This window comes from Pseudoxanthomonas fibrivorans (genome assembly GCF_041464125.1).
GTDB lineage: Bacteria > Pseudomonadota > Gammaproteobacteria > Xanthomonadales > Xanthomonadaceae > Pseudoxanthomonas.
Genome location: NZ_JBGNUG010000001.1, coordinates 305,915 through 329,118 on the forward strand (window position 1 = coordinate 305,915; position 23,204 = coordinate 329,118).

The 23,204-nt window shown below is 71.4% G+C and carries 21 protein-coding genes, 3 tRNA genes and 1 other RNA gene; 18 read left to right on the plus strand and 7 right to left on the minus strand.

Features of this window, described 5'->3' with window-relative positions; all coding sequences use genetic code 11:
* Positions 1-34 precede the first annotated feature (34 nt).
* The 6 genes from clpX (at position 35) to ACA089_RS01495 (ending at position 6,861) form a co-directional block, all read left to right on the plus strand.
* Positions 35-1,321: an ATP-dependent Clp protease ATP-binding subunit ClpX gene (gene clpX, locus ACA089_RS01470; protein ID WP_372012726.1), complete on the plus strand. Its 1,287-nt coding sequence runs from the start codon at positions 35-37 to the stop codon at positions 1,319-1,321.
* Positions 1,322-1,487: 166 nt separating this feature from the next.
* The gene (lon, locus tag ACA089_RS01475; protein ID WP_372012728.1) at positions 1,488-3,953 is read left to right on the plus strand and encodes an endopeptidase La; all 2,466 of its coding nucleotides are present in this window, start codon (positions 1,488-1,490) and stop codon (positions 3,951-3,953) included.
* A 15-nt stretch (positions 3,954-3,968) separates the two neighbouring features.
* Positions 3,969-4,433 carry an HU family DNA-binding protein gene (locus tag ACA089_RS01480; RefSeq protein WP_372012730.1) on the plus strand — a complete coding sequence of 155 codons (465 nt, stop codon included), beginning with the start codon at positions 3,969-3,971 and terminating at the stop codon, positions 4,431-4,433.
* Positions 4,434-4,467: 34 nt separating this feature from the next.
* Positions 4,468-4,542: transfer RNA gene (locus tag ACA089_RS01485), tRNA-Val, on the plus strand.
* Between the two features lie 88 nt (positions 4,543-4,630).
* Positions 4,631-4,707 (plus strand) — tRNA-Asp (locus tag ACA089_RS01490).
* Positions 4,708-4,884: 177 nt separating this feature from the next.
* Entirely contained in the window at positions 4,885-6,861 is a 1,977-nt protein-coding gene (locus tag ACA089_RS01495) for a peptidyl-prolyl cis-trans isomerase (RefSeq protein WP_372012731.1), read from the plus strand.
* Between the two features lie 133 nt (positions 6,862-6,994).
* On the opposite strand, the gene ACA089_RS01500 is transcribed toward ACA089_RS01495, so the two are convergent.
* Complete coding sequence (locus ACA089_RS01500) at positions 6,995-8,173, minus strand: lytic transglycosylase domain-containing protein (RefSeq protein WP_372012733.1); 1,179 nt, start codon at positions 8,171-8,173, stop codon at positions 6,995-6,997.
* Positions 8,170-8,931, minus strand: coding sequence for a hydroxyacylglutathione hydrolase (gene gloB, locus ACA089_RS01505; RefSeq protein WP_372012735.1), 762 nt, complete (start codon positions 8,929-8,931; stop codon positions 8,170-8,172). The genes ACA089_RS01500 and gloB overlap by 4 nt, the downstream gene beginning before the upstream one ends.
* A 12-nt stretch (positions 8,932-8,943) precedes the next feature.
* On the opposite strand from gloB, the gene ACA089_RS01510 reads away from it, so the two are divergent.
* The 3 genes from ACA089_RS01510 to dnaQ are packed head-to-tail and all read left to right on the plus strand — an operon-like array spanning position 8,944 to position 10,802.
* The gene (locus tag ACA089_RS01510) at positions 8,944-9,588 is read left to right on the plus strand and encodes a hypothetical protein (protein WP_372012737.1); all 645 of its coding nucleotides are present in this window, start codon (positions 8,944-8,946) and stop codon (positions 9,586-9,588) included.
* A gap of 17 nt (positions 9,589-9,605) precedes the next feature.
* Positions 9,606-10,058 carry a ribonuclease HI gene (gene rnhA, locus ACA089_RS01515; RefSeq protein WP_372017595.1) on the plus strand — a complete coding sequence of 151 codons (453 nt, stop codon included), beginning with the start codon at positions 9,606-9,608 and terminating at the stop codon, positions 10,056-10,058.
* A 6-nt stretch (positions 10,059-10,064) separates the two neighbouring features.
* The gene (gene dnaQ / locus ACA089_RS01520; RefSeq protein WP_372012739.1) at positions 10,065-10,802 is read left to right on the plus strand and encodes a DNA polymerase III subunit epsilon; all 738 of its coding nucleotides are present in this window, start codon (positions 10,065-10,067) and stop codon (positions 10,800-10,802) included.
* A gap of 24 nt (positions 10,803-10,826) precedes the next feature.
* Here the strand turns inward: dnaQ and ACA089_RS01525 are convergent, their stop codons facing one another.
* Positions 10,827-11,531, minus strand: a complete 705-nt coding sequence (locus tag ACA089_RS01525) for a PP2C family protein-serine/threonine phosphatase (RefSeq protein ID WP_372012741.1) — start codon at positions 11,529-11,531, stop codon at positions 10,827-10,829.
* A 187-nt stretch (positions 11,532-11,718) separates the two neighbouring features.
* On the opposite strand from ACA089_RS01525, the gene ACA089_RS01530 reads away from it, so the two are divergent.
* Positions 11,719-11,809 (plus strand) — tRNA-Ser (locus ACA089_RS01530).
* A gap of 265 nt (positions 11,810-12,074) precedes the next feature.
* Positions 12,075-12,482 carry a DUF6165 family protein gene (locus ACA089_RS01535; protein ID WP_372012743.1) on the plus strand — a complete coding sequence of 136 codons (408 nt, stop codon included), beginning with the start codon at positions 12,075-12,077 and terminating at the stop codon, positions 12,480-12,482.
* Here ACA089_RS01535 and ACA089_RS01540 read toward each other — a convergent pair.
* Both ACA089_RS01540 and ACA089_RS01545 read right to left on the minus strand, forming a co-directional pair.
* Entirely contained in the window at positions 12,458-15,598 is a 3,141-nt protein-coding gene (locus ACA089_RS01540) for a spermine/spermidine synthase domain-containing protein (protein ID WP_372012745.1), read from the minus strand. The genes ACA089_RS01535 and ACA089_RS01540 overlap by 25 nt on opposite strands.
* Positions 15,561-16,601 (minus strand): glycosyltransferase family 9 protein, encoded by a 1,041-nt coding sequence (locus ACA089_RS01545; protein WP_372012746.1) that lies wholly within the window; start codon positions 16,599-16,601, stop codon positions 15,561-15,563. Before ACA089_RS01545 ends, ACA089_RS01540 begins: the two co-directional genes overlap by 38 nt.
* Before the next feature lie 29 nt (positions 16,602-16,630).
* Between ACA089_RS01545 and ACA089_RS01550 the strand changes: the two genes are divergently transcribed.
* From ACA089_RS01550 to ACA089_RS01580, 7 genes are all read left to right on the plus strand, one after another.
* Entirely contained in the window at positions 16,631-17,380 is a 750-nt protein-coding gene (locus tag ACA089_RS01550) for a 3-deoxy-D-manno-octulosonic acid kinase (RefSeq protein ID WP_372012748.1), read from the plus strand.
* The gene (locus tag ACA089_RS01555; protein WP_372012749.1) at positions 17,380-18,141 is read left to right on the plus strand and encodes an MBL fold metallo-hydrolase; all 762 of its coding nucleotides are present in this window, start codon (positions 17,380-17,382) and stop codon (positions 18,139-18,141) included. Before ACA089_RS01550 ends, ACA089_RS01555 begins: the two co-directional genes overlap by 1 nt.
* Entirely contained in the window at positions 18,138-19,160 is a 1,023-nt protein-coding gene (moaA, locus tag ACA089_RS01560; RefSeq protein ID WP_372012751.1) for a GTP 3',8-cyclase MoaA, read from the plus strand. Before ACA089_RS01555 ends, moaA begins: the two co-directional genes overlap by 4 nt.
* A 63-nt stretch (positions 19,161-19,223) precedes the next feature.
* Positions 19,224-19,661 (plus strand): cyclic pyranopterin monophosphate synthase MoaC, encoded by a 438-nt coding sequence (gene moaC, locus ACA089_RS01565; protein ID WP_372017597.1) that lies wholly within the window; start codon positions 19,224-19,226, stop codon positions 19,659-19,661.
* Positions 19,658-19,903 (plus strand): MoaD/ThiS family protein, encoded by a 246-nt coding sequence (locus ACA089_RS01570; protein ID WP_372017598.1) that lies wholly within the window; start codon positions 19,658-19,660, stop codon positions 19,901-19,903. Before moaC ends, ACA089_RS01570 begins: the two co-directional genes overlap by 4 nt.
* 1 nt (position 19,904) lies before the next feature.
* The gene (locus ACA089_RS01575) at positions 19,905-20,393 is read left to right on the plus strand and encodes a molybdenum cofactor biosynthesis protein MoaE (protein ID WP_372012753.1); all 489 of its coding nucleotides are present in this window, start codon (positions 19,905-19,907) and stop codon (positions 20,391-20,393) included.
* On the plus strand, positions 20,390-21,427 hold the full coding sequence (locus tag ACA089_RS01580; RefSeq protein WP_372012755.1) for a beta-propeller fold lactonase family protein: 1,038 nt from the start codon (positions 20,390-20,392) through the stop codon (positions 21,425-21,427). Before ACA089_RS01575 ends, ACA089_RS01580 begins: the two co-directional genes overlap by 4 nt.
* A gap of 198 nt (positions 21,428-21,625) precedes the next feature.
* On the opposite strand, the gene ffs is transcribed toward ACA089_RS01580, so the two are convergent.
* Both ffs and ACA089_RS01590 read right to left on the minus strand, forming a co-directional pair.
* Positions 21,626-21,722, minus strand: an RNA gene (ffs, locus tag ACA089_RS01585) — signal recognition particle sRNA small type.
* 207 nt (positions 21,723-21,929) lie between these two features.
* Positions 21,930-23,159 (minus strand): DUF418 domain-containing protein, encoded by a 1,230-nt coding sequence (locus tag ACA089_RS01590; RefSeq protein ID WP_372012757.1) that lies wholly within the window; start codon positions 23,157-23,159, stop codon positions 21,930-21,932.
* Between the last annotated feature and the right edge of the window lie 45 nt (positions 23,160-23,204).

The following is a 23,204-nucleotide window of genomic DNA, read 5'->3' on the forward strand; positions in this document are numbered from 1 at the left end:
GTCCCAGCGGGCTGCGATACTGGAAAAACGAAGCATGAGCGAAGACCGGCAAGGCCGTTCCGGCGACAGCAACAAGATCCTCTACTGCTCTTTCTGCGGGAAGAGCCAGCACGAGGTGCGCAAGCTGATCGCGGGCCCGAGCGTGTTCATCTGCGATGAATGCGTGGAGCTCTGCAACGACATCATCCGCGAGGAGCTCGAGGAGAAGGCGCAATCGGCGCGCAGTTCGCTGCCCAAGCCGCGCGAGATCCTCGAGGTCCTGGACCAGTACGTGATCGGCCAGCAGCGGGCGAAGAAGACGCTCGCGGTGGCCGTGTACAACCACTACAAGCGGATCGAGAGCCGCCAGCGCAACGAGGACGTGGAGCTGGCCAAGTCCAACATCCTGCTGGTCGGTCCGACCGGCTCGGGCAAGACGCTGCTGGCCGAGACGCTTGCGCGGCTGCTCAACGTGCCGTTCACGATCGCCGATGCGACCACGCTGACCGAAGCCGGCTACGTCGGCGAGGACGTGGAGAACATCATCCAGAAGCTGCTGCAGAAGTGCGACTACGACGTCGACAAGGCGCAGCAGGGCATCGTCTACATCGACGAGATCGACAAGATTTCCCGCAAGAGCGAGAACCCGTCGATCACCCGCGACGTGTCCGGCGAAGGCGTGCAGCAGGCGCTGCTGAAGCTGATCGAAGGCACCGTGGCCAGCGTGCCGCCGCAGGGCGGGCGCAAGCATCCGCAGCAGGAATTCCTGCAGGTGGACACCAAGAACATCCTGTTCATCGTTGGCGGCGCGTTCGCCGGCTTGGACAAGATCATCCAGCAGCGCAGCACCGAGGCCGGCGGTATCGGCTTCGGGGCCAAGGTGAAGAGCCAGGCGCGCAAGGCCGACACCGGCAAGCTGCTGGCCGAGGTCGAGCCGGAAGACCTGATCAAGTTCGGCCTCATCCCGGAATTCGTCGGCCGCCTGCCGGTGGTGGCGACCCTGGAGGAGCTGGACGAGCCGGCGCTGGTCAAGATCCTGACCGAGCCCAAGAACGCCATCACCAAGCAGTTCAAGAAGCTGTTCGAGATGGAGGGCGTGGAGCTCGAGTTCCGTCCGGACGCATTGTCGGCAATCGCCAAGAAGGCGCTCAAGCGCAAGACCGGCGCCCGCGGCCTGCGCACGATCGTCGAGTCGGTCCTGCTGGACACCATGTACGACCTGCCGTCGCAGGAGAACGTGAGCAAGGTGGTGGTGGACGAATCGGTGATCGAGCACAAGACCGACCCGTACCTGATCTACCAGACCCCGCCGGCCGCTCCCAAGGTCGCGTCGGCGGAGTGATGGCGGCACGCTGGTTCATCGTGTGAAGAAGCCCCGGCCAGACCGGGGCTTCTCGCATCTGCATGATACCAAAGGGAAAAGTCGCCGCTTCTTGCATCGCCCGAGCCTTGCCCCCATAACGGAGCGAGGACGGCCCCGGCCGTCGCCCCCATGTTCCGGAGTTTCCATGTCACGCACCCGATCCGACGCCCTCGAGCTGCCCGTCCTGCCCCTGCGCGACGTGGTGGTGTTCCCGCACATGGTCATCTCGCTGTTCGTCGGCCGGGACAAGTCCATGCGTGCGCTGGAGCAGGCGATGGAATCCGACAAGCAGATCCTGCTGGTCGCGCAGAAGTCGGCCGAGACCGATGACCCGGAGGCCGGGGACCTGTACGCGGTCGGCACGCTGGCCCAGGTCCTGCAGTTGCTGAAACTGCCCGACGGCACGATCAAGGTGCTGGTGGAAGGCACCGCCCGCGTGCACGTGGACCGCATCGCCGAGCGGGACGGCGCGCTGCACGGACGGGGCGAACTGGTCGAGGCGGGCAGCGGCCGCAGCGACCGCGAGGTGGAAGCGGTCGCGCGCACCCTCACCAGCCTGTTCGAGCAGTACGTCAAGACCAACCGCAAGCTGCCGCCGGAGCTGCTGCAGACGCTGTCCGGCATCGACGAGCCCGGTCGCCTGGCGGACACCATTTCCGCGCACATCGGCGTGCGCCTGGCCGACAAGCAGCGGTTGCTGGAAAGCGCCGACGTGGGCGAACGCCTGGAGCTGCTGGTCGGCCTGGTCGAGGGCGAGATCGACGTCCAGCAGATGGAGAAGCGCATCCGCGGCCGGGTCAAGTCGCAGATGGAGCGCAGCCAGCGCGAGTACTACCTCAACGAGCAGATGAAGGCGATCCAGAAGGAACTGGGCGACCTGGACGACACGCCGGGCGAGATGGAGGAGCTGGTGCGCCGCGTCGCGGAGGCCGGCATGCCCAAGGCGGTCGAGGCCAAGGCCCGTGCCGAACTCAACAAGCTCAAGCAGATGTCGCCGATGTCGGCCGAGGCGGCGGTGGTGCGCAACTACCTCGACTGGCTGCTGGGCGTGCCGTGGAAGAAGCGCAGCAAGGTGCGCAAGGACCTCAAGGCCGCGCAGGACACGCTCGATGCCGACCACTACGGCCTGGACAAGGTCAAGGAACGCATCCTCGAGTACCTGGCGGTGCAGTCGCGCGTGAAGCAGATGAAGGGCCCGATCCTGTGCCTCGTCGGCCCGCCGGGCGTGGGCAAGACCTCGCTGGGCCAGTCGATCGCCAAGGCCACCAACCGCAAATTTGTGCGCATGTCGCTGGGCGGCGTGCGTGACGAGGCCGAGATCCGTGGCCATCGCCGCACCTACGTCGGCTCGATGCCCGGCCGCATCGTGCAGAACCTCAACAAGGTCGGCACGAAGAACCCGCTGTTCGTGCTCGACGAGATCGACAAGATGTCGATGGATTTCCGCGGCGACCCGTCCTCGGCGTTGCTGGAAGTGCTGGACCCGGAGCAGAACCACTCCTTCAACGACCATTACCTCGAGGTGGATCTCGACCTGTCGGAGGTGATGTTCGTGGCGACGTCCAACTCGCTGAACATCCCGGGTCCGCTGCTGGACCGCATGGAGGTCATCCGCATCCCCGGCTACACCGAGGACGAGAAGCTCAGCATCGCCTTGCGCTACCTGGTGCCGAAGCAGCTCAAGGCCAACGGCCTGAAGCCGGAGGAACTGTCGATCGCCGAGGACGCCGTGCGCGACATCGTGCGCTATTACACGCGCGAATCCGGCGTGCGCAACCTTGAGCGCGAGATCGCCAAGATCTGCCGCAAGGTGGTCAAGGAGATCGCGCTGCGCGGTCCGCAGCCGGTCAAGAAGGTCTCGAAGAAGGCGGCGGCGCGCAAGCCCAGGGCCGCGCTGGTGCAGGTGTCGGCCAAGAACCTGGACAAGTACCTGGGCGTGCGCCGCTTCGACTACGGCCGTGCCGAGGAGCAGAACGAGATCGGCCTGGTGACCGGCCTGGCCTGGACCGAGGTCGGCGGCGACCTGCTCCAGATCGAGGCGACGCTGGTGCCGGGCAAGGGCCAGCTGATCCTGACCGGGCAGCTCGGCGACGTGATGAAGGAATCGGCGTCGGCCGCGCTGTCGGTGGTGCGGGCCCGCGCCGAGGCGCTGGGCATCGAAACCGACTTCCTGCAGAAGCACGACGTCCACCTGCACGTGCCGGACGGCGCCACTCCGAAGGACGGCCCCAGCGCCGGCATCGCGATGGTGACCGCGCTGGTGTCGACGTTGACCAAGGTGCCGGTCCGCGCGGACATCGCCATGACCGGCGAGATCACCCTGCGTGGGAAAGTGACCGCCATCGGCGGGCTCAAGGAGAAACTGCTGGCGGCGCTGCGCGGCGGTATCCGCACCGTGGTGATCCCTGAGGAGAATCGCAAGGACCTGGCCGACATTCCGGCCAACGTGACCGAAGGCCTGCGGATCGTGCCGGTGCGCTGGATCGACGAGGTCCTCGACCTGGCGCTCGAGCGCGCGCTGCGGCCTGCATCGGGCAAGGCCGGGCGCAGCGGCAAGGCGGGCGGACGCCGCCAGCGTCCCGCCGAAGATCAGGCCGGCGTAAAGCACTGACTCGCGAGGCTGGAAATGCAACGGCGCGGGCGCAAAACCCGCGCCGTTGCTGCATTTCCGGCTTGCCGCAAGGGCCCGGCGACCTGTATAACGGGCCCACCCGCCGACGGCCTGACCGTGCGGTGGCACTGGACCACTCGGGTACGCCCGCATCGCGCGGACCCGGTCACCCATCTCGCGGCGCGGCCGCACAGGGAGCACAGAAGAATGAACAAAACCGATCTGATCGACGCCGTTGCCAGCGAAGCCGAAGTCACCAAGGCCGAGGCCGCCCGTGCCGTGGACGCGGTCATCAACAGCGTCACCAAGGCGCTGAAGAAGGGCGACGCCGTGACGCTGGTGGGCTTCGGCACTTTCCAGGTCCGCAAGCGCGCCGCCCGTACCGGCCGCAATCCGAAGACCGGCGAGACCATCAAGATCAAGGCCTCGAAGAATCCGGCGTTCAAGGCTGGCAAGGCCCTGAAGGACGCTGTAAACTAATCGACCCGCTGCCGATGGCAGGGTGCATGCACCCGGGTGCTTAGCTCAGCGGTAGAGCGTCGCCCTTACAAGGCGAGGGTCGGGGGTTCGAAACCCTCAGCACCCACCAGCCTAGGCGGCGCGAGAAGAGAATAAAAAATTTGTCGGGTGGTCTGGCGCAAATGGCGCGAATCACCTTACAATAGCGGTCTTAGCGCGGAGTGGTAGTTCAGTCGGTTAGAATGCTGGCCTGTCACGCCGGAGGTCGCGGGTTCGAGTCCCGTCCACTCCGCCACTATCCGAAAGGGCCCCTGGGAAACCAGGGGCCCTTTCTCTTTCCGGTGCGGCCAGGCGCCCCACGGCTGCCGCATCCGGGCCCTGGCAGGGGCGGATCCGACCGGCACCGGCGCCGGCCACGACGGGTTACACTGCGCCGCTTACCTTTCGTCGCTTAACCACCAGGCTGGCAACAATGCTGCAGAAACTCCGCGAACGGACATCGGGCTGGGTCGCCACGATCATCATCGCGCTGCTGATGGTCCCGTTCCTCTTCGTCATCGACCAGAGCTACCTGGGCGGCGTCGGTGCCAACAACGTGGCCCAGGTGAAGGCCCCGCCGACATGGTGGAAGGGCGCCCCGAAGTGGTGGCCGGCCTCGATGCTCTGGGAACACCGCGAGGTGGGCGGAGACGAGTTCCGCCAACGTTTCGAACAGGAGCGCATGAACCAGCGCCAGGCGCAGGGCGAGGCCTTCGACCCGCGCGCGTTCGAGACCATGGAGAACAAGCGCAAGGTGCTCGACCAGCTGATCGACGAGAAGGCGCTGCAGCTGGCGGCGGAGCGGGCCGGCGTGGTGGTCGGCGACGACGCAGTCCGCGAGTACATCGCCTCGATCCCGGCGTTCCAGGTGGATGGCAAGTTCGACGCGAACCGCTACCAGCTCGCGTTGTCCTCGCAGGTGCCCGCGCGCACGCCCACGCAGTTCGAGCAGCTCGTGCGCGAGTCGCTCCAGCAGTCGCTGATCCCGCTTGCGCTCGGTACCTCCGCGTTCGTGACCGACGCCGAATTCGATCGCATCGTGCGCCTGTCCGGCGAGAAGCGTGACGTCGAACTGGCGCTGCTGCCCGCGGTGCCCGTCGACACGGCCGAGGTCGGCGCGGACGCCATCAAGGCCTGGTACGACGCCCACCCGGGCGACTTCACCCGGCCGGAGTCGGTCACGATCGAATACGTCGAGATCGACGGAAGCCGCCTGCCGGCGCCACCGGCGGCCGACGATGCCACGCTCCGCAAGCGCTACGAAGAAGAGCGGGCGCGCTTCGTGGAGCCCGAGCAGCGACTGGCGTCGCACATTCTGGTCCGCGTCGACGCGGGTGCGGACGAAGCCACGCGCAAGGCCGCCGAAGAGAAGGCGCAGCGCCTGGCCGACCAGGCCCGCGCGCCGGGCGCCGATTTCGCGGCGCTGGCCAGGGCCAACTCGGAAGACCCGGGTTCGCGCGACAGCGGCGGCGACCTGGGCTGGGTCGAGCGCGGGGCGATGGTCGCGCCGTTCGAGGAAGCGCTGTTCGCGATGCAGGCAGGCGAGGTGCGTGGCCCGGTGAAGACCGACTTCGGCTACCACGTGCTGCAGCTGCGCGAGCTGAAGGCGGGCGCGCAGGTCGCCTTCGAGCAGGCACGCGAGGAGCTGGCGCGCGAGCAGGCCCAGGCGGACCGCGAGCGTGCCTTCAGCGACCTCACCGGGCGGCTCACCGACCTCGTCTACCAGAATCCCTCGTCCCTTGCGCCGGCCGCCGAACAGGTCGGGCTGCAGGTGCAGAAGCTCGGACCGTTCACGCGCGAGGACACGCTCGGCATCGGCGCGTCGCCCGAGGTCAAGAAGGCCGCCTTCTCGGAGAACCTGATCGAGGACGGCACCGCGAGCGATCCGATCCAGCTCGGTCCCGAACATGCGGTCGTGATCCGCGTGCTCGAGCACACCCCCGAGCAGCCCCGCCCGCTGGAAGAAGTCCGTGAGCAGGTCGTCGCCGCGGTGCGGGCCGATCGCCAGCAGGCGGCCGCCGCCGCCGCTGCCGATGCACTGGTCAAGCGCCTGCAGGCCGGCGAGTCGTTCGCCGAGGTGGCCGCCTCGGCCGGCACCCAGGTGATGCCGCTTCCCGGCCTGCCTCGCGGCGTGCCCGCGCCCTCGCCGGAAGCCAATCGCGCGATCTTCGCCGTTACGCCTCCGGCGGAGGGCAAGCCTGCCGCCGGCCGTTTCGCGATGCCGGACGGACGCTTCGCGCTGTTCACGGTCACTGCGGTCCATCCGGGTGACCCGGCCGAGCTGCAGGCCGAGCAGCGCAAGGCTTTGCGCGACCAGCTGGCCCAGATCGATGGCGCGGCCGCGGTCGACGGCTACGTGCGCGAGATCCGCAAGAGCTTCGATGTCGTGGTGCAGGAAAGCCAGCTGTAAGCCCAGGGAGGGCGCGCCGGCCGGAGTGCCGGCCCGGACTCGAACTGCAAGGGCGCGGGAGACCGCGCCCTTTCTTCATCCCCGGATGCGGCCGCGATCCGGTGCGTCCTGCCCACGCATGCGCAGGACGCGGCTACTGCAGGCGGAGCACCATGCCCGGGCGCAGCACGCTGTCGGCCTTGAGGCCGTTGAGGTCCAGCAGCCGGCGGGTTGGCACGCCATAGCGCTTCGCGATGCTCCAGGCCGATTCGCCCTTGCGTACCGTGTGGCTGCGCACGGGGCCATCCGGGGCATCCGCGTCCGCGCCCGGGTCGGGCGCCTGCGCCGCGGGGAGGCCTTGGCCCGTGCCCGGCACGAGCGCCCATGGCGCCCCCCGGCTGGGCCAGTGGCCGGCGAGTGCCGGGTTGAGGCGCCGCAGGGTCGCCGCGTCCTGGTCGTTGCGTTTGGCCCACGCCTCGAGCGAGCGCGCGTCGTCGAGCGGCACGGCATGCAGCCGCGGCACGGGGGTCTCCAGCGCCGCGCGCCACTGCGGCTGTTCGCCCGCTTCCTCGAGCAGGCAGGCAAGCGCGTGCAGCTTCTCCACGTAGGCGTAGGTCACCGCCGGCAGCCCCTTGATGCTGGCGGGCGTGGCTTCGGCTGCGTTGCCGCCGCTGCCGTTGAGGGCACGCAGCACGCGGTATTCGCCGGCGTTGTAGGCCATGGCGGTCAGGCGCCAGTTGCCATCGAACCTTTGGTGCAGGGACTTCAGGTAGCTCGCCGCGGCGCGCGTGGATTCTGCCGGGGACAGGCGCCCGTCGTATCCCGCCTCGACGCGCACGCCATGGCTGCGTGCCGTGATCGCGATGAACTGCCACAGGCCCGCCGGCCCGGCCTTGCTGCGGGCGCCCGGTGCATAACCGCTTTCGATGAACGGAATCAGCGCGAACTCGGTCGGCAGGCCGGCCTCGCGCAGGGTCTGCACCACGTAGCCGAACAACGGCAGGGTGTCGGTTGCCGGGTCGCCCACGCGGCGCGGCGCGTGGGCGAAGTGCTTGCGCCACCGTGCCTGCGCGTTGCCGCACTGCGGTTCGGCCAGTCCCGCGCGGAAATCCTGGTAGATCGCCAGGCCGGTGTCGCGGGACGAAGGTTCAGCCGCGACCGTGGCAGGGCCCGACGCCGGCGGAGTGGCGGTCACGGACGGCGGGGCTTCGCGCGCGGAGGGTTCGGGCGGGCCCGGCGGAACGGCGCCCGGCCGTGGCGCCGGGGTGGTGCCGCAGGCCGACAGCGCGGCGGCCAGCAGGCCGCCGGCCACGAAGGACGATGTGCGGCTCATGCGCGGAACGTGTCCTTCCACGCGCGGAGCATGCCGAACGTCTCCACTGAATCGCCCGGTGTCCGCCCCGTCCGGCGTGCCGCCGACGCGCGCACTCCGGGCAGGTCGCAGCGCAGGAAGGGATTGCAGGCACGCTCGCTGGCGATGGTGGTCGGCAGGGTGGGCATGCCTCCCGCGCGTTGCGACGCGGCTTCGGCGCGCCGCCGGCCGAGCGCGGCGTTGTCCGGCTCGACCTCGAGTGCGAACGCGGCGTTGGCCAGGGTGTATTCGTGCCCGCAGCAGACGCGGGTGTCATCGGGCAGGGCGGCCAGCCGCTGCAGCGAGGCGTGCATCTGTGCGGCAGTGCCTTCGAACATCCGCCCGCACCCCAGGCTGAAGAGCGTGTCGCCGCAGAACACGTGGCCGTCCACCTGGTAGGCGACGTGGCTGCGCGTATGCCCGGGCGTGGCCATCACCTGCACGCGCATCCCCAGCACCTGCAACGACGCGCCGTCGCCGACACGGTCGCAGTCGATCTCGATGCGTGGGTCGTCCGGTGCGAACACGTCCAGGCCGGGCCAGCGTTCCTGCAGCGCCGGCACGCCGCCGCAGTGGTCGGGATGATGGTGCGTGAGCAGGATGGCGGCCGGTTCCAGGCCCCGTTCGGCCGCCGCGAGCACCGGCGCCGCATCGCCCGGATCGACCAGCAGCGCGCGCCCTGCGTCCCGGAGGACCCAGATGTAGTTGTCCTCGAATGCCGGCAGCAGGCTCAGTCGCATAGAATCGCGACCATGCCCGCCGCCGCGCCCAGCCGTCAACCCGGCGCCTCGATCCGGTTCAGTGGGAGGGAGGCGCAGTGGCTGCTGGCTGAAGAGCGTCGATGGCTGGACGCCAACCTCGCCAGCCGGCCTGCGCGCCCGTGGCTGTGGCTGGCGCCTGCCGCCACGGCCGCCGGCGACTGGCCCACGCCGCCACCGCGTGGATTGCGGCTGCACGAGCACGCGGACGGCTACGCCGGCACCGTGCGCTGCGGCCTGCCGTTGCCGTTGCCGAACGACTGCCTGGGCGACGTGGTGCTCCAGCATCCGGGCGCGCGCGATGCGGCCGTGCTGGTCGAGGAGTGCGCACGCGTGCTGGTCGATGGCGGCCGCCTGTGGCTGTTCCTGGTCAACCCGTGGAGTCCGTACCGGTGGCGCTCTCCGCGCGACCTGCCGGCGGCGGGCGCGGCCTGGCAGCACCACCTGCGCGCGCAGGGCATGCAGATCGACACGGCCTGCTTCATCGGTCCGAGCTGGCGGATGGCGAAGGTCGAGGGCGCGCAGGCCTCGGCGTGGCCGTTGCGGGCGTGCCGGGTGATCGTGGCCGAGAAGCGCGGCCTGGCGCCGGTGGTGCCGGCGCCTCCGGCCTGGCGCCGTGGTACCGCGCCAGCCGCATGAGCAACGACAGGGAGACAATGAAGAAGATCGAGATCCACACCGACGGCGCCTGCCTCGGCAATCCTGGCCCGGGGGGCTGGGCCGCGCTGCTGCGTTACAAAGCCCACGAGCGCGAGCTGGCCGGCGGCGAGCCGGACACCACCAACAACCGCATGGAGCTGATGGCGGCGATCATGGGCCTGGAGGCGCTGAGCGAGCCGTGCGAGGTGATGCTGCAGACCGACTCACAGTACGTGCGCCAGGGCATCACCGAATGGATGGCCGGCTGGGTGCGGCGTGGCTGGAAGACCGCCGGCGGCGATCCGGTCAAGAACCGCGACCTGTGGGAGCGCCTGCACGCGGCGGCCGGCCGGCACCGGATCGACTGGCGCTGGGTCAAGGGCCACAACGGCGACCCCGACAACGAGCGGGTGGACGTGCTGGCACGCACCGCGGCGCAGCGGGTGCGAGACACCGGCGCGGTACACTGACCGCGCATGCGCCAGATCATCCTCGATACCGAAACCACCGGGCTGGAATGGAAGAAGGGCAACCGCGTGGTCGAGATCGGCTGCGTGGAGTTGCTGGAGCGGCGCCCGAGCGGACGCAACTTCCATCGCTACCTGAAGCCGGACTGCGACTTCGAGCCCGGCGCGCAGGAAGTGACCGGGCTGACCCTCGAGTTCCTGGCCGACAAGCCGGCGTTCGAGGACGTGGTCGACGAGTTTCTCGCCTACATCGACGGCGCCGAGCTGATCATCCACAACGCCGCCTTCGACCTGGGCTTCCTCGACAACGAACTGTCGCGGGCCGGAAGCCACTACGGGCGGATCACCGACCGCGCCAGCGTGGTCGACACGCTGCTGCTGGCGCGCGAGCGCTACCCGGGGCAGCGCAATTCGCTGGACGCGTTGTGCAAGCGGCTGGGCGTGGACAACTCGCACCGCCAGCTGCACGGCGCACTGCTCGACGCCCAGATCCTGGCCGACGTGTACATCGCCCTGACCTCCGGCCAGGAGGAGATCGGCTTCGGCGACGTGCAGGCAGCCATCGCCCGCCCGGCGACGGTCGCGACGTTAGCCCCGGCGAGCGGTGCCCGGCCGCGCATCAGCGCGTCTGCCGAGGAGGCCGCCGCGCACGCCAGGCGGCTGGAAACCCTGCGCAAGAAGGCCGGCCGCGCCGCGTGGGACCTGGCGGTCGAGCCGCCGGCGATGGTCGAAGCCGAGCCCGCCTGATCCACGGCAGGGAGGTCCTGGCGGCTACTGGCAGCGCACCAGCACCGCGGTGACGTTGTCCGAGCCGCCGCCGTCCAGGGCCGCGGCCACCAGCGTGTCGACGCATTCCTGGGCGCTGCAGTCCTGTTCGGCCAGGGTGCTGGCGATGTGGCGGTCGTCCACTTCCTCGGTTAGCCCGTCGCTGCACAGCAGCAGCTGCATGCCCGGGCGCAGCTCGCCGGCCATCGTCGACACGTTCAGGTGGGTGGGGTCGGTCACCCCCAGGGCCTGGGTGACGACGTTGCGGTGCGGGTGGGAGCGCGCCTGCTCCGGGGTCAGCGTGCCCTGCGCGATCAGGTCCTGCACGTAGCTGTGGTCCTGGCTGAGCTGGGCCAGCTTGCCGTCGCGCCAGAGGTAGGCGCGGCTGTCGCCCACCCAGGCCACCTCGAAACGCTGGCCCTGGACCCGCGCGGCGACCACCGTGGTGCCCATGGGCAGGGCGTCGTTGCGCCGGCGCGAGACGCGGATGATTTCCTCGTCGGCGATGCGGATGGCCTGGGCCAGCGGAGTGCCGCTGCGGATCTCGCGGACGATCGTTTCCCGCGCCAGCGCGCTGGCCACCTCGCCGCAGGCGTGCCCGCCCATGCCGTCGGCCACGAGCCACAGGCCGAGTTCGCTGTCGCCGTAATAGGTGTCTTCGTTGAGCTGGCGGCGCAGGCCGACGTGGGTCAGGTGTCCGAATTCGATCATGGCTGCCTGCGGGGCAGGATTGCTCAAGGATGCTTACGCAATCATCCGTGCGGAACGGACAACCCACAAGGCGATGGATGAATGTCCCGGGAAGGCGGCCTGCGCCGCGCCGCGCCGGGTGGTACCGCGGCTTGTCCCGGAACCTCCGGGCCCGTATCATGCACGCCCCCGGTCATGCCGGGGCCACGGAGAGGTGGCAGAGCGGTTGAATGTACCTGACTCGAAATCAGGCAGGCGTTTATAGCGCCTCGAGGGTTCGAATCCCTCCCTCTCCGCCAGATCCGCAGAAACCCCCGGAAGGGGGTTTTTGCATGTCTGGGGACAAGTGGACGCGGTGGCGCCGGTTCCGGGGGCGGCGGCCACCTGGGACCGCCACGGCCCGGGCAGCCGCGCACGCATCGGATCGGCGCAGGCCGCGGCAGCGGCGGCCGCTTCGGCACCTGCTTCGGCGGTCTGCGCCAGCGGGGGCCGCCGTGATGGCATATCCACGGTCCCGGATGCGCCGGCGCTAGACTGTCGGGGTTTCTCCACGACGTCGCCGCCATGTCCGAACTCCTCGTGCCCGTTTCCTTCGGCGAACTGCTCGACAAGATCGCGATCCTGCAGATCAAGTCCGAGCGCATGACCGATCCGGCCAAGCTCGCCAACGTCCGCAAGGAGCTGTCCGCGCTGGAGCGCAGCTGGATGCAGCACCCGGCCGCCGGCGGTGACATCGCCCTGCTGCGTGCGCAGCTGAAGGCCGTCAACGAGCGGTTGTGGGACATCGAGGACGAAGTCCGGGTCAAGGAGAAGGCGCAGGCCTTCGACGAGGAGTTCGTGCGGCTGGCGCGCAGCGTCTACTTCGAGAACGACGAGCGGGCCCGGGTCAAGAAGGAGATCAACCTGGCGCTGGGCTCGGCCTACGTCGAGGAGAAGTCCTACCAGGACTACCGGGGCGGCGAGGCGCCCTGATCGGGCGCGGTCGCCTTGCGCGCCTGCAGCTCCAGCGCGCGGATCCGGATCATGTGCCGGACCATGCGCATGGAAGGGCTCGAAGGCAGGGCCACGCCGTAGCCGGCGTGCAGCTGCTCGACCTCGGCCGGCCGTCCCTGTCCCAGCGCGCCGAGCTGGGCGATGACCAGCCCCTGTTCCTGGACATCCGCCGGCAGCGCCTGCGGCAACTGCAGCAGGCCCTCGCCGCTGGCGCGCATGGCGTCCGCGTCGCGGGCGGCGGCGGCCGCGTACATCTCGAGCATCCGGCGGACCGGCTCGGGCTGCGCCGGGGCATCGATCCAGGCCGGCGCGATCCACGCGCCTTCCAGGTCTTCCGCCGGCAGGTGGCCGAGGGTCGCCACCGCCACCTTGGACGCCGCCTCGGCCCACGTCGCCGGATCCTCGACGGTGCCGCGCGAGAGCCCGAGCAGGGCCTGCAATTCGATCTCCGCCGGTGGAGCGTCGCGATCGCGCATGGCCAGTGCGCTGGCGTGCGTCCCGCCGCGCAGCGCCGCGGCCAGGCCGATCGCGTGCTGCCTGGCGAGCAGCAGGCTGTGGCCGGGCAGCGCAGCCACCGGCTCGCTTCCGCCCGGAATGCCGCGCCGCTCCATCAGGTCGAGCACCGGCAGGCCGTTGTCGGCCAGGCGTTGCAGGGTGTCGGCGCGGTCGCCGCGGAACCGCGTGCGCGGGCCCTGCAGGGCGACCAGCGGATGGAAGTCGCTGTGCGGCTCGGCCTGCAGCGCCCGGACGTAGGTCCGCAGCAGCTCGCGGCCGCCGATCCGGCGCAGCCGCAGCGCCGCGTCGCCGTCCAGGCCGACGCGCGCGGTCTCGCGGGCCAGCGCGGCGGTTGCCTGGAGGCGGGCGGCATCGGCGGCCGGGCAGCGGCGGCGGCAGCCGACCACGACCAGGTCGTTGTCCTGGGCGAGGTAGACCGCGGCGTCGGGGAACGCCTCCAGCAGCGCGGCGACGATGCTCGCCAGCAGCGCATCGTCGATCTCGTAGGTCTGCAGCCATTGCACCAGCAGGCCGTCGTCGGCCAGGTGGCCATGCAGGAAGCCGTAGAACTCGGTGGTGAACAGTCCCGCCACGCCACTGACCCAGGGGTTGGACGGCTCGGACACGATCACGTCGTAGCGGCGGCGATGGCTGGAGAAATAATGGCGCGCGTCGTCGAAATGGATGTGCGAGCGCGGATCGTGCAGGGTGCGCCCGATCCGGCCGGCGAACAGGCGGGTCCCGGCGGCATGGACCACCGGCTCGATCTCCACGGTATCCACGCGCTCGACCCGGTCGCTGCCCAGCAGGGTGTGGGTGGAGAGCCCGAGGCCCAGGCCGATGACCCCGACCTGCCGCGGTGCCGGGTGCAGGGCCAGGGGCAGCGCGCCCAGGCTGACCATGGTCAGCTCGTCGCCGCCGGGCGGGCCGGTCAGGGTCACGGCCATCGCCCCGTCCGACTTGCCGTTGGTCAGCAGCGACAGCATTCCCTGCGAGGGTGACCGGGCCACGCCGATGGTGGCGGTGCGGCCATCGCGCAGGAACGGCACCTGCAGGGTTTCGTCCAGCCGGGCGAAACCGGTGCGGAACGCGCCGGACAGCTGCGCGCGCGGGTCGGGCCGGCCCCAGGCCAGGGCGATGCCGAACGCCGCGGCGACCCCCAGTGCCAGCCCGGCGACCCGGCGCGGCGCCACCTCGCCGCGTCCGTGCGCCAGCAGCCAGAAGCCGAGCAGCACGTCGCCGGCGGCGGCCAGCATGATCCCGGCGCGCACGCCCAGCAGCGGGACCAGTACGTGCATCATCAGCAGCACGCCGGCGATCGCGCCGACGGTATTGGCCGCGTACAGGCGGCCGATCGCCGCTTCGCCGGCGCCGGCGCGCAGCAGGGCCAGGGTGAACAGCGGCAGGGTGGTGCCGGCGAAGAACGCGGCCGGCAGCATCACCGCCATCGCGATGCCCGCGCTGCCCAGCAGGTAGAGGCGATAGCCGCCGTCGGTGCGCGCCAGCGACTGCACCAGCGCGGCGGTCCAGTCGAAGGCGTGCGCGAAGGCCAGCAGCGACAGCAGCGCGGCCACGCCCATCGCGACCTGGGCCAGCGCCGCGGTGCGCAGTGGGTCATGCAGGCGCGCCGCGCGCCGGTGCACCCACGCGCCGCCGAACGCCAGCCCCAGCAGGAACGCGGCGAGCATCAGCTCGAAGCTGTGCAGGGTCGTGCCCAGGGCCTGGTTGAGCAGGCGGATCCAGCCCAGTTCGTAGACGAACGAGCAGGCGCCCGACGCCAGCGCGACCCACAGCACCGTGCGGGCGAGGGCGACCTGCGCCGCCGGCGGGTGGCCCGTCGGTGTCGCGTCCGCCGCGGCCGCGCGGCCGGGGCGCGGCATGCCTCCGTGGCGCAGCGACAGCGCCCATGCGCCCGCAGCCACCGCCAGGTTGGCGAACCCGGCCACGGCCATGGCGCCGGGCATGCCCAGTCGCGGCAGCAGCAGGAAGGTCGCGCCCAGCGCCCCCAGTGCGGCGCCCAGGCTGTTGGCGAAGTACAGGCCGCCGAGCACGCGGGCATCCTGTCCGTCTGCGCCGGCGCCGGTGCCGCTGCGCAGCCATCCGGCGCTGAGCAGCGGGAACGTCGCGCCGAGCAGCAGGCACGACGGCAGGATCAGCAGCGTGGCCGACACCCAGGGGTACAGGCGTCCGGCGAGCCCATCGCCGAGCACGGGCAGTGCAGCCCCGGAGAGCCCGAGGTAGCCGAGGAACAGGGGATGGAAGGCGAGCCCCAGCAGGCCGATGCCGGCCTCGGCCACCGCGTAGGCGCGCAGCAGGTGCGTCCAGCGCACGCCCAGGCGTGCGGCCAGCCAGGCGCCCAGGGCCATGCCGCCCATGAAGATCGCCAGCACCAGGCTCTGCGCGTAGGCCGCATGGCCCAGTACCAGCCCCAGGTAGTGCGTCCACAGCGACTGGTACACCAGGCCCGCGGATCCGGACACCACGAACAGCGAGAGCACCGCCGCGGCCGGCAGGGCGGCCGGCGCCACGCGCGCGGGTGCGCCGCCGCCGATGGCGCGCGCGTCAGGCGCCGTGGTCGGCGCGGTAGCGTTCGAAGGCATCGATCGCGTCGGCGACGGTGACCAGTTCCATGACGCCGTCGTGCTCGATCTTGGTCCCCCATTTCAGTGCCGCGGCCGGCTTGCCCAGGTAACGGCGGGCGGCATCGTCGTAGCGGTCCACGCAGTACCGGCGGTCGGAATAGGGCCCGCTGCGTGCCGGATTGCTGGCCGCATGCAGGCCGAGGACCCGGGTGCCCATCGCGTTGGCGATGTGCATCGGGCCCGAGTCCGGCGTGACCAGCAGGCGTGCACGCGCGAGCAGGGCGGGCAGCTGCTTGAGCGTGTCCTTGCCGACCAGGTCGAGGACCGGGGCGCGCATCGCCGCCTGGATCGCATCGGCGGTGCTGCGTTCCAGTTCGCTGCGGCCGCCGCAGAGCACCACCCGCCAGCCGCGCGAGGCGGCGTGGTCGGCGAGGGCGGCATGGCGGTCGGCGTACCAGTTGCGCCGCACGTGGCTGGAGCAGGGGGAGATCATCAGCACCGGAGTGCCGTCGTCGGGCCATTGCGCCGCGGCCCATTCCCGCGCCGCGTCCGGGACCGGCAGGTCCCAGCGCACTTCGGCCTGGGCCAGTCCGAGCGGCTCGCAGAAGCTGCCGATCGCGTCGAGCACGTGGATGCCGGGGCGGTCGGGGATGCGTTCGTTGACGAAGAGGCCGTGCAGGTCCTTGGAGCGCGCACGGTCGTAGCCGATCCGGCGCCGGGCGCGGATGTGGGCCGACAGCAGGTTGGCGCGGAAGGCCACCTGCATCTGCAGGAGCGCGTCGAAGCGGCCCGCCGGCAGAGTCGCGCGCAGCGCACGCATGCCGGCCAGCCCGCTGCGCTTGTCGTAGACATGGAAGCGCACGCCTTCCAGCCCGTCGAGCAGGCGGAAGCCGGCGGGGTCGATGATCCAGTGCAGCGGCGGCGCGTCGGGCCAGGCGCGCTGCAGGGTGCGCACCAGCGGCACGACATGGGTCACGTCGCCGAGGGCGGACAGGCGCAGCAGGCAGAGTGAGGGGCGCATCGCTTGCAGGTGTTGTTAGACTCGTGCGGATGGTCGCCTTCGACGCCAGCGAAGCCTTGACGCCGTACCGCGCCGACAGCGGGTACGGGGCCATTCTCTTCGACCGCCAGCGACTGCGGCAAGCCGGCGCCGAACTGTTCTCGCCGGCAGCCTGGGGCGAACGGGCCCGGCCGGTGGGGTCGGGCGGCCGCGGCGGCGCCTGGTTCGTCGATGCGCCGTTCGGCGCCTGCGTCCTGCGCCAGTACCTGCGCGGGGGCCTGGCGGCGCGCTTCAGCCGCGACCGCTACCTGTGGCGCGGGGCCTCGCATACGCGCAGCTTCGCCGAGTTCCGGCTGATGCGGGAACTGATCGTGCGCGGCCTGCCGGTGCCGCGCCCGGTCGCCGCCAGCTACGTGCGCGACGGCTACAGCTACCGCGCCGCGATCCTGCTCGAGCGCCTGATGGACGTGCGCTCGCTGGCCGACCGCGCGCTGGTGGCGGGCAACGGCGCGCCGTGGGAGGAGGCCGGGCGGCTGATCGCCCGCTTCCACCGCGAGGGCCTGGACCACGCCGACCTCAACGCCCACAACCTGCTGTTCGACGGCAACGGCCGCGGCTGGATGATCGACTTCGACCGCGGCCGCCTGCGCATCCCGGCCACCCACTGGCGCGAGGACAACCTGCGCCGGCTGCTGCGCTCGCTGCTCAAGCTGCGCGGCGAGCGCGCCTCGGGCGAGGTCGAAGCCGATTTCGCCCGCCTGCGTCGGGCCTACGACCTGGCCTGGAAGCGGGGCTGCTGATGGCCGCCTGGGCGCTGCGGCTGCATGGCGTCGGCAACGCCTCGGCGGTCGAGCTGGGTTCGGCCATGGCCAGCATCGAGCGCGACGGCCGGCCATGGCTGACCATCGACTGCGGCGCCGAGGGCCTGACCGCGTTCGAAGGCCATTACCGCGCCATGCCCGATGCGGTGTTCATCACCCATGTGCACCTGGACCATGTCGCCGGGCTCGAGCGGCTGTTCGTGTCCAGCTACTTCGATCCGCAGCGCCGCGGCCGCGTGCGCCTGTACGTGCCCGCACCGGTGGTGCCGCTGCTGCAGCGCCGGGTCGGCGACTACCCCAACGTGCTGGCCGAGGGCGGCGCCAATTTCTGGGATGCGTTCCAGCTGGTGCCGGTGAGCGACGCGTTCTGGCACGACGGCGTGCGGCTGGAGGTGTTCCCGGTCCGCCACCACTGGCCCGACACCGCGTTCGGGCTGCGCCTGCGCGGCAGCGTGGTCTGGAGCGGGGACACCCGGCCGATCCCGGAGATGCTGGCGCGGCACGCCGACGCCGGCGAACTGGTCGCGCACGACTGCGCGCTGCACGGTAATCCTTCGCACACCGGGCTGGACGACCTGGAGCGCGAGTATCCCGACGCACTGCGGCAGCGCATGCTGCTGTACCACTACGCAGGCCAGGGCGATGCGGCGGCCATGGTGGCCCGCGGCTACCGCGTGGCCCGGCCCGGCGAGGACTGGCCGCTGGCCGAGCCCAGGACCGGGGCGATCGCGCTGCCATGAACCTGGCCCGGCCGCTGCAGGCGTTTCCGCACGACCGCCTCGGCCGTCCGCTGCGCGACCTGCGCCTGTCGCTGATCGACGCCTGCAACTTCCGCTGCGGCTACTGCATGCCGGCCGACCGGATCCCCGACGACCACGGGCTGGACGCGGCCGGGCGGCTGGACTTCGAGCAGATCGAGACGCTGGTGCGCGGCTTCGCCGCCATCGGCGTGCACAAGCTGCGGCTGACCGGGGGCGAGCCGCTGCTGCGCAAGCGCCTGCCGGAGCTGGTCGCGCGGCTGGCCCGGATCCCGGGCATCGACGACCTGGCCCTGACCACGAATGGTTCACTGCTGGCCGCGCACGCCGGCGCGCTGCGCGAGGCCGGGTTGCACCGGTTGACGGTCAGCCTCGACGCGCTGGACCCGGGCGTGTTCGGCGCCATGTCCGGCGGGCGTGGCGAGGTCGGCGCGGTGCTGGATGGCATCGCCGCCGCCGAGGCCGCCGGTTTCAGGGCGATGAAGATCAACTGCGTGGTCCAGCGCGGCGCCAACGAGGACCAGGTGCTGCCGCTGCTGGAGCACTTCCGCGGCAGCGGCCACGTGGTCCGCTTCATCGAATACATGGACGTGGGCACCTGCAACGGCTGGCGCCAAGACGAGGTGGTGACCTCGGCGCAGCTGCGCGACCGCATCGCCGCGCGCTGGCCGCTGCATCCGCTGCAGTCGCAGTACCGCGGCGAGGTGGCCGAGCGCTACGCCTTCGCCGACGGCGCCGGCGAAGTCGGCTTCGTCAGTTCGGTCAGCGCGCCGTTCTGCGGCGACTGCCACCGCGCCCGCGTCTCCGCCGACGGTCGCCTCTACACCTGCCTGTTCGCCGGCGAAGGCCACGACCTCAGGCCGCTGCTGGCCCAGGGCGAGGCCGCGCTGGCCAGCCATGTCGCCGCGCTGTGGTCCCGTCGCGGCGACCGCTACAGCGAGATCCGCGGCAACCCGCAGGCACCGCGCAAGCACATCGAGATGTACCTGATCGGAGGTTGAGTGGCCACCCGCAAGCCGTCCCGCCCGCAACTGACCCACCTGGACGCCGAAGGGCGCCCGGCCATGGTCGACGTGTCGTCCAAGGCCGTCACCGCGCGCAGCGCGACCGCCGAGTGCAAGGTGAGATTCCCGGCCGTCGTGGCCGCGCAGCTGCGCGCCAGCGGCCTGCGCGGCAGCAAGGGCGGCATCGTCGAGACCGCGGTGATCGCCGGCACGATGGCGGCCAAGCGCACCCACGAGCTGATCCCGTTCTGCCACGCGCTGCCGCTGGACGGCGTGCGCATCGCCATCGACTGGCACGGCGAGCGCGAGCTCCGGATCGAATGCAGCGCGCGCACCACCGCGCGCACCGGCGTGGAGATGGAGGCGCTGACCGGCGCGACCGTGGCCGCGCTGACCGTCTACGACATGAGCAAGGCGCTGTCGCACGCGATCGTACTCGGCCCGGCCCGGTTGCTGGGCAAGCGCGGCGGCAAGCGCGATTTCGGCGGGGAGGGCTGATGGCCACGGTGCGGCTGCTGTATTTCGCCAGCCTCCGCGAGGCGGCCGGGCGCGACGACGAGACCGTGCACAGCAGCGCGGGCGACCTGGCCGCGCTGTACGCCGAAACCGCCGCGCGGCACGGCCTGCAGTGGCCGCGCGAACGCCTGAGGGTGGCGGTGGACGGCGCGTTCGCATGCTGGGACGACGCGCTGGCCGATGGCAGCGAGGTGGCCTTCATCCCGCCGGTCTCGGGAGGCTGAGGTGGCGACGAACCAGACCCCGCCGCCCGCGCGCTTCGAGCTGGCCGATGCGGCCTTCGACATCGCGCCGCTGCGCGCGCGCCTGCTCGACGACCGCGCCGGCGCCTACGCCAGCTTCGAAGGCTGGGTGCGCGACCACAACGAAGGCCGGCCGGTAGGCGGCCTGCACTACGAGGCCTATGCCGCGCTGGCCCTCGCCGAGGGCCGGCGCATCGTCGAGGACGCCGCCGCGCGCTTCGCCATCACCGGCGTGCACTGCGTGCATCGCACCGGCGAGCTGGCCATCGGCGACCTGGCGGTGTGGGTCGGGGTCAGCGCGGGCCATCGCGGCGCCGCGTTCGACGCCTGCCGCTTCGTGATCGACGAGGTCAAGGCCCGGGTGCCGATCTGGAAGCGCGAACGCTACCTGGACGGCGACCGCCAGTGGCTGCATCCGGAGACGGGGGCGGCCGCCGGTGCCCCGGGTGGCGACACGGAGGAAGATCGATGACGAGGACGTCCCTGCACCGGCTCGGCCTGTGCGCGGCGCTGTTCGCCGTGGCCGGTTCCGCCCATGCGGCCGAGCTGCTGGTCGGCAACAAGGCGGCCGACACGTTGTGGCGCCTGTCGCTGGAAGATGGCCGCAAGCGCGGCGAAGCGGCGACCGCGCCGGGCCCGCACGAGATCGCGGTAAGCCCGGATGGCCGCATCGCGGTGGTCAGCGAGTACGGCCGGCAGTCGCCCGGCAACACCCTGGGCGTGTACGACGCCGTCGGCGGCCGGCTGCTCCGGCGCATCGCGCTGGGTGCGCACACGCGCCCGCACGGCCTGCGCTTCCTGGACGACGACCACCGCCTGCTGGCCACCGCCGAAGGCAGCGATGCGCTGCTGGTGGTCGACGTGGACGCGGGCAAGGTCGAACGCGCCATCGACATCGGCCCCGGCAAGGGGCACATGGTCGCGCTCGCCGCCGACCGCAAGGTCGCCTACGTCAGCAAGGTCGGCGCGGGGACGGTGGCGCGGATCGACCTGGCCAGCGGGGAGGTGCTGGAACGGCCCGCCGGCGCCGGGGCCGAGGGGATCGCGGTCGCCGCCGACGGCTCGGTATGGGTGAGCAACCGCGAGGAGGAAACGCTCACCGTGCACGATGCGGCCACGCTGGAGGTGCTCGACACGCTGGCCAGCGACGGCTTCCCGATCCGGATCGTGTTCACGCCCAGCGGCCGCCACGCCCTGGTGACGAATGCGCGCGCGGCGACGCTGGCGGTGTTCGACGCGGTCACGCGCGACCCGGTGGCGCTGGTCGAACTGGCCCGTCCCGGCGCCAGTTACCGCGAAACCATGCTCGGCCGCGCCGCGCTGCCGATCGGCGCGATCGTCGATCCTTCCGGCCGCCGCGCCTACGTCGCCGTCAGCGGCGGCAACGAGATCGCGGTGGTCGACACCGCCAGCTGGACGGTGGTCGAGCGCTGGGCGACGGGCGAGGAGCCGGATGCGCTGGGGATCGTCGGCGCCGCCGCAGCGCCGCCTGCGCGGGCGAAGTAGCCCACGCGCGCCGCCGGCTGGCAGCGTCGCCAGGCGGCCCTGCGGCGCCCACATCGTCGCCGGCAGGCGCCCGGGTCGGCCTTCCATGCCGAATCGACGCGGCGGGCGACGGCAGTACGTCCGCGATGGGGTCGGCGGAAGGACGCCGCCACGGGCGGCGGCATGAGGCACGGGTTTCCGGGGCCCGGAAAGGTGGCGGCCCCGCCGGCTGGCCTCGGCGCCCGCATCGACCGATACCGTTGCTGCCTTCCGGCCCTGGCGGGATTTTCGGTCTAGCGTCGCGAGGGGCCGACGGGGCCACCATAGGACTGGAACGCGCGGGGCGACCGCGGGTTCCGGCGCGCGGGGCGGGCTGCGGGAGCGGCCGCCGCGCGAGCGGGACGCGAATTCTAGCCGATCCGCGCAACCGCCCGCCATGGCGGCGGCCATGGCGCGGACGCGCGGTTCAGCGCCGACCCCGCGGTGACCGGATCGATGGCGGCCCCGGCCCGGCCCGCAGGCCTCAGGCCGGCACGCCCGCCTTGCCGCCGCCGCTGCGGCGCACGAACGGCACGTCCACGGTGAGGTAGGTGCCCGCGCGCCACAGCCATTCCAGCGGCCCGTAGTAGAAGCGCCGGAACCAGAGGTGGGCGAACACCAGCTGCGCGGCGAACGCGACCAGGCCGAGCAGCAGCGCCTGCAGCTGGGTCATGCTCGCATGCAGGCCCAGCCCGTAGCCGTAGAACACCGGCACGAACAGCAGCGACTGGGCCAGGTACAGGGTCAGGGTCATGCGGCCGGCGGGCGCGAGCACGCCCAGCGCACGGTGGCCGCCGCCGTAGTAGAGCGTGCAGAAGCCGAGCATCAGCACCGCCATCATCGCCAGGTCGAACAGGCTGCCGAGCAGGGCGCCGGCGAGCGCGCGCGGCATGGTCATCGCCTCGCTCGCCGGCACCAGCGCGGCCAGCGGTTCGCGCCCGAAGTACAGCGCCGCGGCAGCGGCCAGCGCCACCGCCAGCCCGGACACGCGGGCACGCGCGAACGCCCCGGGCCGGGCGAAGAATCCGATCCGTCCCAGCAGCATGCCGACCAGCGACAGGCCCAGGATCTGGCTCAGCCGTCCCGATTCGTACATGAACAGCCACTTGAAGGCCCAGCCCTCGGTGACGTTGGTGCGCAGCGTGTCGGTGAAGCCGCCGTCCAGGTAGACCTGCGGGATGGTCGCGCTCCAGAAGCGCAGCGGCTGGTTGGCCCACGCGCCCAGGGCAGTGTCCCCGCCGGCCAGGCCCGCCGCGATCCGCACCAGCATCAGCGGCTGCAGCAGGAAGAACACCGCCACCGCCAGCAGCGCACCGTTCGCGCGGACCCGGTGGAACGGAAGGAGGAACAGGCCCATCACCGCCAGCACCTCGAGCACGTCGCCGCGGTACCACAGCCCGTGCAGCAGGCCCATCGCCGCCAGCAGCGCCAGCCGCCAGACGAAGCGCCCGGTGAAGTCCACGCCGCGGCGCGCGGCGCGGTCCATGATGATGAAGAAGCTCACGCCGAAGCACAGCGCCAGCAGCGCGAACGCCTTGCCGGCGAACACGAGCCAGACCGTGTCGTGCACGGCCAGCTGCAGCGGGTCGGTCGCCGGGTGCGCCCAGTACAGTTCGAACAGCTCCGGCATGTGCACGATGAACAGCCCGAACAGGGCGAAACCGCGCAACGCGTCCAGCCCCTCCATGCGCGGGGTGTAGCCGACGTTTTCCATGGGGTTCCCCATCCCGAACAGGGACATGCCTGCCGCCCCGGTGGC